Origin of the sequence: Streptomyces sp. NPDC102283 (assembly GCF_044766265.1) — a bacterium.
In the GTDB taxonomy this organism is placed as follows: Bacteria; Actinomycetota; Actinomycetes; order Streptomycetales; family Streptomycetaceae; genus Streptomyces.
The window spans coordinates 302,262-318,167 of sequence record NZ_JBIWLQ010000001.1 but is presented as its reverse complement, the minus strand read 5'-3'; the positions used below and the strand labels follow the sequence as shown (position 1 = coordinate 318,167).

Genomic DNA, 15,906 nt, shown 5'->3' with positions numbered 1-15,906 from the left:
CCACACCAGCGGCGGAGGCGGAGGCGGCTGACGCCCGCGGTTTCGGCCGAACCGCCTCGGCCCGAACCTGCCGCCGATCCCAGGACCGCGCTGCGGCAGAGCCTCGAACAGCGGCCTGGATCCCGTCGGACTCCCATCGCGACAGATCGGCGCCTCGGGTTCAGCATTGCCGCTCCAGGGTGGGGACGGCTGGAGCGATTGACGACCTTCGATTCGGCATGCACCGGGCATTGCGGGCACGCGAACCGCCGCCTGCCCCCGACCCGCCCCCGACCCCGCCCATGAGGAGCCCGCGATGTCCCTTGACGACTTCGAGCGTTACCCCCTGCTGTTCGGGCCCAGCCCGGTGCACCCGCTGGACCGGCTCAGCGACCACCTCGGCGGCGCGCGCGTCTGGGCCAAGCGCGAGGACTGCAACTCCGGTCTCGCCTACGGCGGCAACAAGACCCGCAAGCTGGAGTACCTGCTCCCCGACGCCCTCCGGCAGGGTGCGGACACACTCGTCAGCATCGGAGGCGTGCAGTCGAACCACACGCGGCAGGTGGCGGCCGCCGCCGCCCGGGCCGGCCTGAAGGCGGTCCTGATCCAGGAGAGCTGGGTGGACTGGCCCGACGCGGTCAACGACAAGGTCGGCAACATCCTGCTGTCCCGCATCATGGGCGCCGAAGTGCGGCTGGTGCAGGCGGGCTTCGGCATCGGCGTCAAGGACAGCTGGAACCGGGCACTGGACGACGTACGGGCCGCGGGCGGCACACCGTACGCCATTCCGGCGGGAGGATCGGACCATCCGCTCGGCGGCCTCGGCTTCGCGAACTGGGCGCGTGAAGTGCGTCAGCAGGAAAAGGAGCTGGGTGTCTTCTTCGACACCGTCGTGGTGTGCAGCGTCACGGGCAGCACCCAGGCCGGCATGATCGCCGGGTTCGCGGGCCAGGACCGGCCGCGGCGGATCCTGGGCATCGACGCGTCGGCGAAGCTCACCGAGACCCGCGCCCAGGTGGCGAGGATCGCTCGCGACACCGCCGAACTCATTGGCCTGGGGCGGGAGTTGACGGACGACGAGATCACCGTCCTGGAAGGCTGGGCCGGAGACCTCTACGGCATACCTGTGGCGTCCACGGTGGACGCCATCAAGCTCACCGGCCGGCTCGAAGGCATGATCATCGACCCGGTGTACGAGGGCAAGTCCATGGCGGGGCTGATCGATCTGGTGCGCGGCGGCGAGATCCCCGAGGGGTCCAACGTCCTGTACGCGCACCTCGGCGGCCAGCCCGCACTCAACGCCTACAGCGGCATCTTCCGCTGACGTCACACCGTGCGGGCCCGGCACGGGGCGCTCACGCCGCCCCGTGCCGGGCCCGCATACCCGATCCGCCCCTGGCGGGCAAGCGGCCGTTCGAGCCCTTCTAGGCTGGGGTCCATGCCCACGCCACCCGCATACGCCCCCGGCACCACCCGCGCCTATGCCCTCGTCGCCACGGACCTGGACGGCACCCTTCTGCGTCCGGACGACACCGTGAGCGCCCGGTCCCGGGCCGCGCTCGCCCTCGCCGCCTCCGCCGGCGCCCGGCACCTGGTCGTCACCGGGCGGCCCGTGCCCGGGATACGGGCGTTGCTCGCGGACCTGGCGTACACCGGGCTCGTCGTCTGCGGGCAGGGCACCCAGCTGTACGAGGCCGTGGCGGGCGGCGGGCGGCTGCTGCGGTCCGCCGCCCTGGACCGGGAGGCCGCCGACACCGCGCTCGGGAAGATCGAGGCGGAGGTCGGGGCCGTGTTCGCCGCCGTGGACCAGGACGGCGTGGACGGGGTGACCCTGATCGAGGCCGGGTACCGGATGCCGAACCCGACGCTTCCCGCCCAACGTGTCAGCTCCCGGACCGCGTTGTGGGAGCGGCCCGTGATCAAGGTGCTGGTGCGCCATCCCGACCTGGGCGACGACGCGCTGGCCGCGGCGGCGCGCGGGGCCGTGGGTGATCTGGCGACGGTGACCATGGCGGGCCCCGGCACGGTGGAGCTGGCCCCGCGCGGGGTGGACAAGGGCACGGGGCTGACGGTGGCCGCGGAGCTGCTGGGAATAGGGGCGGAGCGGATCGTCGCGTTCGGGGACATGCCCAACGACCTGCCGATGTTCGCCGGTTCGGGCCACCGGGTGGCCATGGGCAACGCGCATCCGGAGCTGCGAGCGGCGGCCGACGAGGTGACCCTTTCGAACGCGCAGGACGGGGTCGCGGTGGTCCTGGAGCGCCTGTTCGGCACCACCGACGCCCGGTGGCGGGGCACAGAGATCGCACCCGGGCACTAGCTTGGTCTAGACCAAGCGGGGTACGCTTCCGTCGCTACCCGCGACAGCCCCACCGTCACGGCGTAGCTGCTTGACATGCGCATGCCTGACCCGTCTTCGCGCGGGCGGGCACGGACCCCCACAGAGGAGTTGTCATGAAAAGCAAGAGGCTCTTAGCCGTCGCCATCGGCGCGGGAATCGCCCCGCTCCTGGCCGTCACGCTGCCCGCGGGCAGCGCGAGCGCGCACGGCTACATCTCGTCACCCCCCAGCCGACAGGCCCAGTGCGCCGCCGGAACGGTCTCCTGCGGCGCCATCAAGTACGAGCCGCAGAGCGTCGAGGGCCCCAAGGGGCTGTCGAGTTGCAGCGGAGGGAACGCCGGCTTCGCCGAGCTCAACAATGACAGCAAGGGCTGGAAGGTCACCCCGGTCGGCCGGACGACCAGCTTCAACTGGCGGCTGACGGCACGGCACGCCACCAGCACCTGGCAGTACTACGCGGGCGGCCGCAAGATCGCGGAGTTCAACGACGGCGGGGCCCGGCCCGGCGAGACCGTCACCCACCAGGTCAGCTTCGGCGGCCTGTCCGGCAAGCAGAAGGTGCTGGCCGTGTGGAACATCGCCGACACGTCCAACGCCTTCTACGCCTGCGTGGACGTGAACGTGAGCTGAAGCGGCACCGCTTGAAGGTGAGTTGACGCGGCCGCCGCGTGAACGTGAGTTGACGTGGCGCCGCACCCGCCCGGCCCCGCCGGGACGAACAGAGCCTGTCCGGGGTACCGGAGCGCGCCGGTCGTGGTCGTGAGGAAGCCGCCCTCGCGACCGCGGTCGCCGGTACCCCGGGCAGGCCCGCCGCCTCGCCGTCACCCCCGGGCAGGCCCCTGCCAGCAGGCCGACCCACCGGCCGCCCCATCGAGATGAGGTCCCATGAACCGACACCGACTCACCGCCCGCGCGGCCGCCGTGGCCCTGCTCGCCACCGGCCTCGCCGCCTCCCCGGCGCTCGCCGCCCCCACCGGCACCGTGGCGAAGGCCCGCGTCGGCGCCGACTGGGCGAAGCAGTCGATCACCTTCACCGCGGGCGCGGGACAGGTGAACGACCTGCACGTGGTGCCCATGGACCGGGGCGACGGAGTCCGGCGGATCGGCTTCCGCGACGCGGTCCCGCTCGTACCGGGCGACCACTGCACCTACCTCACCCCCGGGGACGAGACCTACGTCGTCTGCGAACTGCCCACCGACAGCTCCCGGCCGGACCGGATCGACGTCTTCCTCGGCGACGGCGACGACGAGATCGCCACCAGCGACCCCGGGGTCGCGACCGTCAGCGGCGGCTCCGGCGACGACATGCTGCACGCCCACACCGCGCACACGGTGCGGGGCGACGCGGGGAACGACATGGTCATGGGGCGCGTGGTCCTGGACGGCGGCGACGGCATGGACCACCTGATGGCCGTCGACGGCGACCAGCGGCTGTGGGGCGGTCGGGGCGACGACATGATCGAGGCGTACGACGGCGACGACGTCGTGTACGCGGGCCCGGGCGACGACCACGTCATGGGCGGGGAGGGCGACGACATCCTGCTCGGCGGCTCCGGCGACGACATGATCCACGGCGAGGACGGCGACGACCTGATCGTCGGCGGCGCGGGCAAGGACAGCGTCGACGGCGGCCCGGGCCGGAACATCGTTCTCCGGTAGGCGGCGCCAGGGCTGAGGGACGTGGGGCGCCCGTGGCCCTCAGCCCTGGGGCGGGTTGAGCTTGCGGAAGTAGGTCCAGCTGGTCTCGTTCGGCTCGCTCCACTCCTCCGGGGCACGGGCGAACTCCGGATGGTGGGCGGCGATGTAGGCGCGGGTGCGCTCGGGCACCTCGGCGTACGCGCCGAGCTTGCGGCCCCGGCAGTGGAAGGTGAGGCCGCCGGGCCGCTGCCCCCGGGCCATCCACGGGAGCCACGGGGACATCCGGCTCCACGACATGGTGGCCGGGACGCTGGGCGACGGGCCCGCCAGGTCGGCGCGGCGGGCGAAGAACTGGAAGAGCTCCAGGGCCTTGTACGTGTCCCCCGCCGAGTGCGCCGGGTACTCGGCCACCGGCAGCGGCGACGGGTAGGCGAGCGGGATCTCCAGGCTGAAGCAGACCTGGTCCCCGAGGTCGGTCGTCGGGATCGGGAAAGGACGCCACTTCTGGTTCGCCGGGTCGTTCCAGACGTGCACCACCGGCAGGTCCTGCCAGGTCTCCAGGATCTCGCGGCTGACGGGGTCCAGATAGAACGCGGCCTCGCGGGTGAGCAGTTGGTAGGCGTCCGGCCCGGCCTCCGCTTCCTGGACCAGGCGGGAGACGTTGAGGCCCTCGAAACCGAAGATCCGCCGGTAGGGCTCGTCGGGAGCCCAGGAGTACACGTCTCCGGACCACCAGTACGTGACCTCCTCGCCGTCGAGGGAAGCACGGGTACGGGCGAAGGAGCGCAGCAGTTCCGCGGGATTCGTCATACGGACCACTCTGCGCGATACGGACCACTCCGCGCGATCGCCGTGCCCCGCCGGGCGGAGTCAGCTCGGCGCGGGCGAGGGAGAGGGCGGGGGCGAGGGAGAGGGCGGGACCGCTCCGGGATCGGAGTCGCCGCTCGGCAGATCCTGCTCGGTCCACAGCACCTTGCCGTCCGGCCCGAGGCGGGCTCCCCAGTGGGAGGCGAGCCGGGAGACGATGAACAGGCCCCGGCCGCCCTCGTCGACGGTCCGGGCGTGCCGCAGGTGCGGGGAGGCCGTGGAGCCGTCGTGGACCTCGCAGGTCAGCGTGGAGTCCAGCAGGAGGCGCAGCCGCAGCGGCGGGGTGCCGTAGCGGACGGCGTTGGTGACCAGCTCGCTGACGATCAGCTCCGTCGCCTCGGCGGTGTCCTCGTCCAGCCCCCAGCCCTGGAGCCGGTCGCGTACGAGCACCCGGGCCGTGGCGGGCGTCGTGCGGTCCTGGGCCAGGTCCCAGGTGGCGACCAGGTGGTCGGAGACCGTACCCGTACGCGCCAGGAGCAGGGCCGCACCGGCGGAGCGGATGTCGTCCGGCAGCGCGTACACGATGTCGTCGCCCAGTTGCTGGAGGCTTCGGCCCGGCCGGGCGAGGGTCTCGGTGATGCGTTCGGCGGCGTGGTCGCCGGAGAGCAGGTCGGCGGTGCAGAACGCGAGGAGGCTGCCCACCTCCAGGGTGACGGTGGCGGGGGCGAAGAGAGCGCTGTCGGTGGAGAAGAGTCCGGGCCCCTCCGGCACGTCGAGGGCCACCGCCCGTCCGTCGGGGCCGACGATCAGCGGCGCGGGGTGCCCGGCGCGCGCGACGGTGCAGGTGCGGGTGAACGGGTCGTAGACCCCGTACACGCAGCCCGCGCTGAGGGGTTCGCTCAGGAGGGCGTCGGCCGGCGGCAGGGAGGCGCGTTCGTGGGCGAGGCGGTCGGCGGTGTCCTTGAGCCGGGCGAGGACCTCCTCCGGCTCCAGGTCGAGACCCGCCAGCGCCTGGATGACCGTACGCAACTGGCCCATGGCGATGGCCGACTGGAGGCCCTCGCCCGCGACGCCGCCCACGACGAGCGCGGTGCGGGCGCCGGACAGGGCGATGGTGTCGAACCAGCAGCCGCTGTCCCGGCCGGGCAGCAGGACGTGCGCGGTGTCGACGGCGGCCTGCTGCCGTTCGGCCTGTGGCAGCAGCCTCCGCTGGACCGTCGAGGCGATGACGTGCTCGCGCTCGTAGCGGCGGGCGTTGTCGATGCCGAGGGCCGCCCGGGTGGCCGCCGCGACAGCGAGGGAGAGGTCGTCGTCGTCGAAGGGCTCGGCCGCTCCGCAGCGGTAGAGGCTGACCAGCCCGAGCACCGCGCCCCGCAGGGTCAGGGGCACCACGATCAGGGAGTGCGCGCCGGTCTCCGCGACGGCGCGCGCCCCGTCCGGGTCGGTGGCCGGCCACGGGGTGGTGCCGGGCCCGAGCGGGACGAGCCGGGCCCGCAGGTCGGTGGTGGCGAGCGCGTACGGCGTACGGGCGGGAAGGTGGCGGGTCACCCCCGCCGAACGCTTCCGGCCCCCGCCCTCCCCCTCGCCCTCCGCCGTGTCCCGGAGGGCGTCGCACCGGCCGCTCGCGGCGCGGCGCAGCGGGGTGCCGGGCGGCAGCGGGCCCACCGGCGGGTCGGCGCCGCGCAGGACGTCGTCCACCACCTCGACGACGGCGAGGTCGGCGAATCCGGGCACCAGGGCGTCGGCGAAGGCGCGGCAGGTCGTGGCGACGTCGAGGGAACCGCCGACCGCCTCCCGCACGGCGGCGAGCGCGGTGTCCCGGGCTCGGGCCCGTTGGCGCTCGGTGACGTCGACGACCGCGGTCAGCAGGCCGAGGGCGGGTGCGGCGGAGCCGCCGGGGCCGTCGAGGCGGTAGGAGGAGACCAGGAACTCCCGGTCGCCGGGGACCCCGCGCAGCCGGCCGCGCACGAGGCGGTCGCGCACCGGGCCTTCGCCGGCGAGCACCCGCTTCATGAGCTGCTCGGAGCCGTCCGGGTCGTCGAGCCGGAAGGCCTCGGTGAACCGGCGGCCGATGTATTTGCCCGTGTCCGCGCCGTCGACGAGCGAGTTGGCCCGTACGAGACGGAGCTGCGGGTCGAGCACGACCAGGCCGACGGCTGACTGGGTGAACAGGGTCGCCAGCAGTGCCGGGTCCAGCAGTGCCGCGGCCAGCTGGTCCGGAACGCCCCGGGGCGTTCCGGGCCCGGCCGGGGTCTCGGCGTCCGCCACGGCTCCACCCGCCCTCCGGCTCCGGCGCACCGATGCACCGGAGCCGGCACGCGCCGGACCAGCATCACCCGCCGGCCCGGGCCCGGCCACCGGTGACGAGCAGAGGCGTGAACGACGGGTCCGGCGGCAGGGACGGCGGACCGGTGGAGCCTCTTGCGTCTCGCCTCTTGCGCCTCGCCGACCGGCTCGGGTTCAGGCCGGCTCCCCCAGGCACGCCAGAGCTTGGCGGAAGTCGTCGAGGGCCGGGCCGAAAGCGTGGGTGACGGCGTGCAGGGTCGACCGGTCGATCAGTATTCCGGCCAGCGCTCGCGGGCCCCTTGCCGGGTCGTGCCGAGCCAGCCGACGGGCCAGGTCCACTCCCTCGTCGTACAGGGGACGCATGTCGTCCGCGATCAGACGCACGCGCGTCTCCTGGAAGACGGCGGTGCGGAGGGTGAGGCCCCGATGCAGGCGGACCAGATCGGCCAGGTGCCGGTCCGGGTCCTCGGCGGCGCGTGGAACGAGGGCGTCCACCTGGGCCCGCAGGGCCTGCCGGCTGTCGACGTCGTGCCACCGGGCTCGGGGCGACCCTCGCATCGGCTCCGTCCCCGAAGGCGGACGCGGTTCATCGGGCGCGGGCGACCGGTCGCTGTAGGCACCGGAGAGGGTCACCAGCGCCGCCCAGAAGCTCCGTTGGTAACCGCTCCAGGTCTTCCGCTCACCGGTGTCGGCCAACTCCGTCAGCACGGCGAGTGCTTCTTGCCGTGCCAGGGCCGCGCGCTCGTCCCGACCGTGGGTGTCGAGCAGCCGGGCGTACCCGATGAGCGCGTAGAGGTGACAGACCATCGGGCCGCGGTCCGCCGCTGCTTCGGCCGCCTCCATGGTGACGGCTGCCTCGAACGCGGCGAGCCCGTCGTCGATGCGGCCGGCGTCGAGGAGAGCGGCGATCCGGTCCAGGAGCGTCCAGGCGAGGGCACCGCTGCGGGGCCCCTGGGGCAGGAGCGCCGCGACCAACTCGTCCATGGCGTCGGCGGCCTCGGCGTACCGGCCTTCCTGGGCGAGTCCGGCAGCCCACTCGTCGAGCCCCTTGGCCACCGGAGCGCCGGCCGACGCGGCCTGGGCGCGGCTGATGTCGAGCATCTCGGCGCACAGGGCAAGGCCTTCCGTGCGCCGACCCAGGCGGTACAGCTCCCTGCGGTGGCTGTTGAGTGCCTGGTAGAGGACATCCGCGCGGCCGGGTTCGGCCGGATCGATGCGCCGTGCCACGGCCACCGCCTCCTCGCACAGCTCCGGGGCGGACGCGTGCCAGGTGCCGGACCCGGAGTCGTAGCAGAGACGTTGAAGCGCCCCGGCCAGGAGAGGGAGATACGAGGCGGGGCTGACCTGGGCGAGCACCCGGTAGGCGTCGACCTCCTCGCCCGGAGTGCGGCGTCCCGACGCGAGCAGCACGTTCCGCGCTCGGACGATGTCGTCCTGATCGACTTTCCGCGAGTGATTCATAGCGGGAATTGTGGGCGCCCCGGCGGGGCCCGACAAGGCTGTGCAGCTGTGCCGTTACTCCTACGGAAATGCCCTCTGACCTGTCATGATGGAGGTGACATCACACTTCCGGGGCGGGGCCGGTACGGGCCCGTACCGGGACTCGTACCGGCCCCGGTGTTCTTCCGGCCTCAGTACCCCGGCGCGCGCAGCGAGCGCAGTACGTGGTCGACCAGGGTGGCGATCATCTCCTCGTCCTGGACGGGCTTGCGCAGCACATGGCGGTAGTAGACGGGCCCGTACAGCATCTCCACGGCCAGCGGGAGGTCCGCGCCCGGCGGGATCTGGCCCTGCTCCTGGGCGCTGCGCAGCCGGCCGATCGCTTCCTCGACGCGCGGGTCGACCAGCTCCTCCCGCAGCTGTTGGGCCAGCAGGTCGTCGTGGTGCAGCTCGGAGAGGATGCCCGCGTAGGCGGGGCCGAACGGCGGGACCGAGAGCAGTCTCACCGCGCCGGCGACATGGGCGCGCAGGTCGGCGCCGATGTCGCCGGTGTCCACGAACGGCGTGGCGTCGATCAGGGCGTCCGTGAACGCCTCCAGCAGCACCGCGCCCTTCGACGGCCACCAGCGGTAGATCGTCTTCTTGCTGACCCCGGCATCCGCCGCGATGGCCTCTATCGTGACGTGCCCGTACCCCCGCTCCGTACAGAGATCGAGAGCGGACCGCAGGATCGCGCGGCGTGACCTTTCGCTGCGGCGCACACTGCTCGGCGATGTGATCATTCGGTGAGCATAGGGGGGTTCCAGCCAATCTCTTGTTGACATCTCGTCGCCAAAGACCGAACAATACCCAGGCGGAAACGGAACGTACCGTGTCGTGTCGTTCCTGTCTCCGCACCGTTCGTGCCGTTCGTGCCGCGACGAGCCGATCGGGGGACGGCTCGCCCGGCCGACGGCGCGGACGGCCTCCCGCCGATCCGATCCAGCCAGGAGACGCGCTCTCCCGGACCGTCTCTCAGGCCGTGATGTCCTTGGCCGTGAAGCGCGCCCAGGCCGCCGAGCCGAACACCGCGACGTACAGCCCCTGTAGTTGGAAGTTCTGGATCAGGTCGTCCCAGTGGACGGGTTCGCGCAGGACGTCCGCGAAGGACATCCAGTAGTGCGTGAACAGGTACGGGTGCACGCCGCTCAGCTGCGGAACACTGTCCAGGATCTGCACCGTGACCAGCAGCCCGACCGTGGCCGCCATCGCCCCGATCCCGCTGCCGGTGAGCGTCGAGACGAACAGCCCCAGTGCGGCGAACCCGATCAGGGAAACCGCGACGACCAGCGCCGTCAGTGCCGCCCGCACCAGCCCCTCGCCGAAGCTGATCCGGGTCCCGGAGATCGTGGTGACCTCGCCCACCGGAAACAGCAGCGCACCCACCGCCAGCGCCGACGCCGCCACGACCAGGGTCGCGACCAGGCAGAAGGCGAGGACGGAGGCGTACTTCACGAGCAGCAGCCGGGTACGGCCCGCCGGGGCGACCAGTAGATAGCGCAGGGTGCCGCTGCTCGCCTCGCCCGCGATCGCGTCGCCCGCGACGACGCCGACGGCCATCGGCAGGAAGACCGGCAGCGTCGCGGCGAGTGCGGCGAAGACGAGGAAGAGGCCGTTGTTGGTGACCTGGGCGAGGAACGCAGGGCCCGCCCCGCCGTCCGGGCCGCCCGACCCGCCACCGCCGCCGCCCGTCTCGATCCGGACCGCGATCCCGATGAGTACGGGTACGGCGGCGAGCACGCCGAGCAGGGCGAAGGTCCGGTGGCGGCGGAGCAGCGTGGTGATCTCGGACCGGAGGAGGCCCAGCGTCCACAACGGGCTGCGGGGACGCACCGGATCGCGGGGACGCACCGGATCACGACGGCCCGCCGGATCGCCGGATCCCGCCGGATCGCTGGGTTCCGCCGGCCCGGCCTGCGGTGCTGTCCCGGCCTGCGGCAGTGTCTCAGCCTGCGGCGGTGTCTCAGCCTGCGACATCGAATCCCTCTCCCGTGAGTGCGACGAAGGCGTCCTCCAATGAGCCCCGCTCGACGCCGAAGAACCGCACCCGCACCCCGCCGGACACCAGCGCCGCGTTGAGGTCGGCGAGGTCCACGGCGGCGGGCGGGGCGTCGGCGGTCAGCCGGTCGCCGTCGGCGCTCAGACCGGTGAGCCCGTGTTCCCGGAGGATGCGGGCGGCGTCCCCGGGGTCGGGGGTGGTGACGGCGAGCCGGCCGCGGGCGCCCGCGGCGAGGTCGGCGACCGGGCCCTGGACGATCAGCCGGCCCCGGGCCATCACCGCTGCGTGCGTGCAGACCTGCTCGATCTCGTCCAGCAGATGGGAGGAGAGGAACACCGTGGTGCCCTCGGCGGCCAGCTCCCGGACCAGGGAACGGATCTCGCGCATGCCCTGCGGGTCGAGGCCGTTGGTCGGCTCGTCCAGGACCAGCAGCCGACGCGGCCGGAGCAGGGCGGCGGCGAGCCCGAGGCGCTGCTTCATGCCGAGGGAGTACGCCTTGGCCTTCTTCCCGGAGGCGGCGGCGAGCCCGACCCGCTCCAGGGCCTCGTCGACGCGGGCCCGGCGGCTGCGCGGGTCTGCGGTGGGGTCGGCCCGGTCGTAGCGCAGGAGGTTGTCCCGGCCGTTCAGGAAGCCGTACAGCGCGGGTCCCTCGATCAGCGCGCCGACCTCCGGCAGCACCGTACGGGCGGCGCCCGGCATCGGGCGGCCGAGCACCTCGGCGGTGCCGGACGTCGGGTCGATGAGGCCCATCAGCATCCGGATCGTGGTGGTCTTCCCCGACCCGTTGGGCCCGAGGAAGCCGAAGACGCTGCCGCCGGGCACGGTCAGGTCGAGGCCGTCCACGGCGAGCTGGCCGCCCCGGTAGCGCTTGGTCAGGCCACGGGTGCGAATGACCGGACCGGCCTCCTCCGCATCCGGTGCCCCCGGACCGGCCGATGCGCGCGCCGCACCCGCGGCGCCAGACGTACCCGATGTGCCCGACGTGCCCGACGTACCCGGCGCGTCCGACACGGCTTCCGCGCCCGACCCGGCCGAACCGGTCGCTCCGCCGGTGCCCGTCCCCGTCCCCGCGCCCGTCCCCGTCATCCCGGTCGCGCCTCTCCCGTCCGCACGGCTGGCAGCGCCCCTGCGGCGCTGCCGCCCCGCCGCACGGTGTGCGACGGGGCGGGGTGTCCGGCGCCGGTCGTCCGGCACGGCGGGCGCCGGAAGTGTCCTACTTGGCGGCGTCGGCGGCGCGGACCAGCGCGTCCTTCGTCACCGCTCCGACGTACACCCTGCCGTCGTCCGTCAGCAGGGCGTTGACCAGGCGCGTCTTGAAGACCGTGCCCGAACCGAACTTCCCGGTGACCTTGTCGCCGACCGCGTCGAGGAAGCCCTGCGCCTCGGCCGGGAGGTCGCCCGAGCCGGCCGTCGGAAGTCCCGTGCCGCCGGGGGTCCGGATCTCGGCGATCGAGGTCCAGCCCTTGCCGATGACGTTGAGGCCCTCGAAGCCGTCCAGCTCGGCCAGCTGCCCGGGAAGGGCCTTCTGCGCCGCGCCGTGCTCGTCCTTGCCGGTCTCCAGCTCGTCGGCCTCCGTCACCTCGGCGCCCTTGGGCGGCGTGAAGTCGAAGGTGGACGCGGCGGGCTCGGAGAAGTCGACCTTGGTGAACCCGGCGTCGACCACGGCCTTGCCGCCGCTCGCCGCCGAGAGGGTGAACTTCAGCGGTACGCCGTTCTCGGCGTCCACGGCGATGCGGACGGAGCCGATCGTCGAACCGGACTGCTTCGGCTTGATCAGCAGCTGGTACGCGTCCCGCCCGGCGACCTGCGCCGTGCCGTCCACGGTGACCGAGGTGGTGTCCCCGGCCGCCGCGAGCGCCTGCTCGGCGAAGTCCTTCGGGGTGGCCGAGGCGCCCTTGCGGTCCTTCGGGGCCTTCTCCGCGAGCTTGCCGCCGTCCCGGCCCTCGGGAGCCTCGGCGTGGTAGACCTCGTTCGACGTGCTGTCGTACGCCCAGACCTCGCCCTGGTTGTGGATGACGCTGTACTCGGACGCGTCCCCGAGGATGGAGAGCTTCTGCCGCTCCGGGCCGTCGGCGGCCACCCGCAGCGTGTGCGTGCCGGACGTCAGCTCCATGAGCTTGTCCTGCGGGGCCGCCGCGCCACCGTCCTCGTCCCCGCCCGCGCCGCCCGGTGCGAACGAGCCCGCGAGGCCGTCGAGGGGCAGGCCCAGGTCGGTGCTGATCTTGAACGTGCCGGAGAGCTGCTCCTCGTCGGAAGCGGCGATCTTCTCGATGAGCTGCTGTGCGGTGATCTTCGGCAGATCCGGGTCGCCGGTGCTGGCGAGCGCCGGGACGAGCCCGATGGTCGCGGCCGCCACCCCCGCGACCGCGACGGGGACGATGTAGCGCGCCGCCTTTCGGCGGCCCACGACAGTGCTCGTGGCCTCGCCGGTGGTCTCTGCGCTGTCGTTCGGTGCCATGGTGTGCCCTACCTCCGTGGTCGGCGGCTTCCGTTGTCAACCATCTGACCAAATCAGGCGGCCCGAAGCGTCAGACCGGGGAATCAACTCGGCGTACTGCTCCGGTATGACAACCAGGAGGGGCGGGTGCGTCATCCAGTAGGGGTACGCCCCACCGGATGACGCGCCGTCAGCGGCCCCGCACACCGCGGCGATGACTCCTCGGCCGCCCCGGCGGGGGCCTCCGAGCGGGCCACCGGGGCAAGGCTGTCAGCCCGCGCGGTGCACCACGGCGTCGCACAGCTCTTCCAGCGCGGACTTCGCGTACCCCTCGGGCAGCGGTGCGAGCGTGGCCCGCGCCGCCTGGGCGTAGTGCACGGTGTCCTGGCGGGCCTGTTCCAGAGCCGGGTGGGCGCGCAGCCGGCGCAGCACCTCGTTCAGGGCGTCGTCGTCGCCGAGATCGCCGTCGAGCAGCTCGACGAGCTCCAGGTCGTCGGGCTTGCCGTCGGCCGCTGCCTGGGCTCGCAGCCGCAGGACCGGGAGCGTCGGGATGCCCTCGCGCAGGTCGGTGCCGGGGGTCTTGCCGGACTCGTGGGAGTCGGAGGCGATGTCGAGGACGTCGTCGGCGAGCTGGAAGGCGATGCCGAGCCGCTCCCCGTACTGGGTGAGGACGTCCACGGTGCGCTCGTCGGCGCCGGACATCATCGCGCCGAAGCGGCCGGACACGGCGACCAGCGAGCCGGTCTTGCCGCTGAGCACGTCCAGGTAGTGGTCGACCGGGTCGCGGCCGTCGCGCGGGCCCGCGGTCTCCAGGATCTGGCCGGTGACGAGCCGTTCGAAGGCCTCCGCCTGGATGCGGACCGCCTCGGGGCCGAGGTCGGCCAGGATGTGGGAGGCGCGGGCGAAGAGGAAGTCGCCGGTGAGGACGGCGACGGAGTTGCCCCAGCGGGTGTTGGCGCTGGGGACGCCGCGCCGCACGTCGGCCTCGTCCATCACGTCGTCGTGGTACAGCGTCGCCAGGTGGGTCAGTTCGACGACGACGGCGGCGGGGACGACGCCCGGCGCGTCCGGATCGCCGAATTGTGACGCGAGCATGACCAGCAAGGGGCGGAACCGCTTGCCCCCGGCCCGCACCAGATGCTGGGCGGCATCCGTGATGAAGGGGACATCGCTCTTGGTGGCTTCGAGCAGCCCCGCCTCGACAGCGGCCAGGCCCGACTGGACATCGGCCTCAAGAGCCTGGTCCCGCACGTGCAGTCCGAACGGCCCGACGACGGTCACGAGGGCATCTCCTGTCTGCTGACGATCACACGCAATGTCGATGTGTCGCTGTCTCTCCTAGCGACTTCAGCGTATCCGGTCCGCAATGGATCACCGTGGGCGGCTTCCCATGACCGCCGGTATGTTCGGGATCAGCTCATACGATCAGGAGTCCCCGTTTTGTCCCACAGCACCGCCGGCACCGAGCCGGCCAAGCACCCGCCCGAGGACGACCACGCCTTCTTCGGGCAGCCACGAGGTCTGATGACCCTGTCCGGCCTGGAGGTCTGGGAGCGGTTCTCGTTCCTGGGCATGCAGGCCATCCTGGTGCTGTTCTTCGCCGACACCGTGGCGAGCGGCGGCATGGACATGGACCCCGGAACCGCCGCCTCCGTCTCCGCCGCCTACGGGACGTTGGTCTATCTGGTCTCCGTGGCGGGCGGCTGGCTGGCCGACCGGATCCTCGGCTCGTACCGGGCCGTGCTCTACGGCGGCATCCTCATCGCCTGTGGCCACTACTGCATGGCCGTTCCCACCGACGCCATGACCTGGGTGGGCCTCGGCCTGATCAGCGCCGGAACGGGCCTGCTCAAGCCCAACGTGGCCTCCATGGTCGGCAAGCTCTACCGCACCGACGACGAGCGGCGCGACGCCGGCTTCGCCCTCTACTACATGGGCATCAACATCGGCGCCTTCGCCGGACCGCTGATCACCGGCTGGCTCGGCGACAACGTCAGCTGGCACTGGGGCTTCTCGGCCGCCGCGGTCGGCATGACCTTCGGTCTGATCCAGTACGTGGCGGGCCGCCGTCACCTGGCCGGGCGTAAGCACGCCGCCGAATTCGCGCTGGCCCCCGACGCGATGCGCCGCGCGATCCGGCTGATCATCGGCGGTGCCGTCGTGGTCGCCGCGGTGGCCACCGCGCTGGCCCTGGCGGGCTGGCTGACGATGGACCGGTTCGTCGACGTCCTCACCGTCATCTCGGTGATCGCGCCGATCGTCTACTTCGTGGTGATGTTCCGCTCCCCCCGGGTCACCGCCGAGGAGCGCGGCAGGCTCCGCCCGTACGTCGTCCTCTTCCTCGGGTCCGTCGTCTTCAACTTCATCCTCTTCCAGGCGTACTCGACGATGATGCTGCTCGCGTCGACGAACGCCCGGACCGAGATCCTCGGCTTCACCTTCCCGGCCAGCTGGTACGCCTCCGCGCTCGGCGCCTTCGAGGTCGCGCTCGCCCCGGTCGTCGCCGCGGTCTGGGCGAAGATGGGCCCCCGCCAGCCGCACGCCTCCAACAAGATCGCCTTCGGGGTGATCCTCGGCGGGCTCTCCTTCCTGCTGATGGTCCTGCCGACCTCCGGGCACGCCGACGACACGTACCGCATGGCGGCCTGGTGGATCGTCGGCTCGTACCTGCTGCTCGGGCTCGGCGACATCCTGCTGGAGACCTCCGGCATGTCCGCCACCACCAAGCTCGCCCCGAAGGCGTTCGCCAGCCAGACGATGGCCCTGTGGTTCCTCTCGCTCGCCCTGGCCAACGGCATCCAGGCCCAGATCGTGAAGCTGTACGGCGAGGTCTCCAACCCCGCCTACTTCGGCGTCAACGGCGCGATCGCCGTCGCGGCGGGTGTGGCGATGATCGCCGCCGCCCCGTGGCTGAAACGCACCATGCACCCCGTCCACTGAA

Annotated in this window: 13 protein-coding genes; 5 read left to right on the top strand and 8 right to left on the bottom strand. The window is 72.6% G+C overall.

Annotation, left to right across the window (positions count from 1 at the left end; all coding sequences use genetic code 11):
• Positions 1 to 295 precede the first annotated feature (295 nt).
• The 4 genes from ACIRJT_RS01540 (at position 296) to ACIRJT_RS01525 (ending at position 3,978) form a co-directional block, all read left to right on the top strand.
• The gene (locus tag ACIRJT_RS01540) at positions 296 to 1,303 is read left to right on the top strand and encodes a 1-aminocyclopropane-1-carboxylate deaminase (protein ID WP_403903106.1); all 1,008 of its coding nucleotides are present in this window, start codon (positions 296 to 298) and stop codon (positions 1,301 to 1,303) included.
• A 114-nt stretch (positions 1,304 to 1,417) separates the two neighbouring features.
• The gene (locus ACIRJT_RS01535) at positions 1,418 to 2,299 is read left to right on the top strand and encodes an HAD family hydrolase (protein WP_403903104.1); all 882 of its coding nucleotides are present in this window, start codon (positions 1,418 to 1,420) and stop codon (positions 2,297 to 2,299) included.
• A 134-nt stretch (positions 2,300 to 2,433) separates the two neighbouring features.
• Entirely contained in the window at positions 2,434 to 2,949 is a 516-nt protein-coding gene (locus ACIRJT_RS01530) for a lytic polysaccharide monooxygenase auxiliary activity family 9 protein (protein WP_403903101.1), read from the top strand.
• A 255-nt stretch (positions 2,950 to 3,204) separates the two neighbouring features.
• A complete protein-coding gene (locus ACIRJT_RS01525; protein ID WP_403903099.1) occupies positions 3,205 to 3,978 on the top strand; it encodes a calcium-binding protein in 774 nt (257 codons plus the stop codon).
• Positions 3,979 to 4,017: 39 nt separating this feature from the next.
• On the opposite strand, the gene ACIRJT_RS01520 is transcribed toward ACIRJT_RS01525, so the two are convergent.
• The 8 genes from ACIRJT_RS01520 to ACIRJT_RS01485 form a co-directional block, all read right to left on the bottom strand.
• Complete coding sequence (locus ACIRJT_RS01520; protein WP_403903096.1) at positions 4,018 to 4,767, bottom strand: DUF1838 family protein; 750 nt, start codon at positions 4,765 to 4,767, stop codon at positions 4,018 to 4,020.
• 60 nt (positions 4,768 to 4,827) lie between these two features.
• Positions 4,828 to 7,032 carry a SpoIIE family protein phosphatase gene (locus ACIRJT_RS01515; protein ID WP_403903093.1) on the bottom strand — a complete coding sequence of 735 codons (2,205 nt, stop codon included), beginning with the start codon at positions 7,030 to 7,032 and terminating at the stop codon, positions 4,828 to 4,830.
• Positions 7,033 to 7,224: 192 nt separating this feature from the next.
• On the bottom strand, positions 7,225 to 8,511 hold the full coding sequence (locus tag ACIRJT_RS01510) for a hypothetical protein (RefSeq protein WP_403903090.1): 1,287 nt from the start codon (positions 8,509 to 8,511) through the stop codon (positions 7,225 to 7,227).
• A 170-nt stretch (positions 8,512 to 8,681) separates the two neighbouring features.
• Positions 8,682 to 9,272, bottom strand: a complete 591-nt coding sequence (locus ACIRJT_RS01505) for a TetR/AcrR family transcriptional regulator (RefSeq protein WP_402096169.1) — start codon at positions 9,270 to 9,272, stop codon at positions 8,682 to 8,684.
• Between the two features lie 232 nt (positions 9,273 to 9,504).
• Positions 9,505 to 10,506 carry an ABC transporter permease gene (locus tag ACIRJT_RS01500; protein ID WP_403903087.1) on the bottom strand — a complete coding sequence of 334 codons (1,002 nt, stop codon included), beginning with the start codon at positions 10,504 to 10,506 and terminating at the stop codon, positions 9,505 to 9,507.
• Positions 10,493 to 11,614, bottom strand: coding sequence for an ABC transporter ATP-binding protein (locus ACIRJT_RS01495; RefSeq protein WP_403903083.1), 1,122 nt, complete (start codon positions 11,612 to 11,614; stop codon positions 10,493 to 10,495). The genes ACIRJT_RS01500 and ACIRJT_RS01495 overlap by 14 nt, the downstream gene beginning before the upstream one ends.
• 127 nt (positions 11,615 to 11,741) lie before the next feature.
• Entirely contained in the window at positions 11,742 to 12,986 is a 1,245-nt protein-coding gene (locus ACIRJT_RS01490) for an outer membrane lipoprotein carrier protein LolA (RefSeq protein ID WP_403903080.1), read from the bottom strand.
• Between the two features lie 249 nt (positions 12,987 to 13,235).
• The gene (locus tag ACIRJT_RS01485; protein WP_403903077.1) at positions 13,236 to 14,246 is read right to left on the bottom strand and encodes a polyprenyl synthetase family protein; all 1,011 of its coding nucleotides are present in this window, start codon (positions 14,244 to 14,246) and stop codon (positions 13,236 to 13,238) included.
• A 159-nt stretch (positions 14,247 to 14,405) separates the two neighbouring features.
• Here ACIRJT_RS01485 and ACIRJT_RS01480 point away from each other — a divergent pair, with 159 nt between their 5' ends.
• Positions 14,406 to 15,905 carry a peptide MFS transporter gene (locus ACIRJT_RS01480; protein ID WP_403903074.1) on the top strand — a complete coding sequence of 500 codons (1,500 nt, stop codon included), beginning with the start codon at positions 14,406 to 14,408 and terminating at the stop codon, positions 15,903 to 15,905.
• Position 15,906 lies beyond the last annotated feature (1 nt).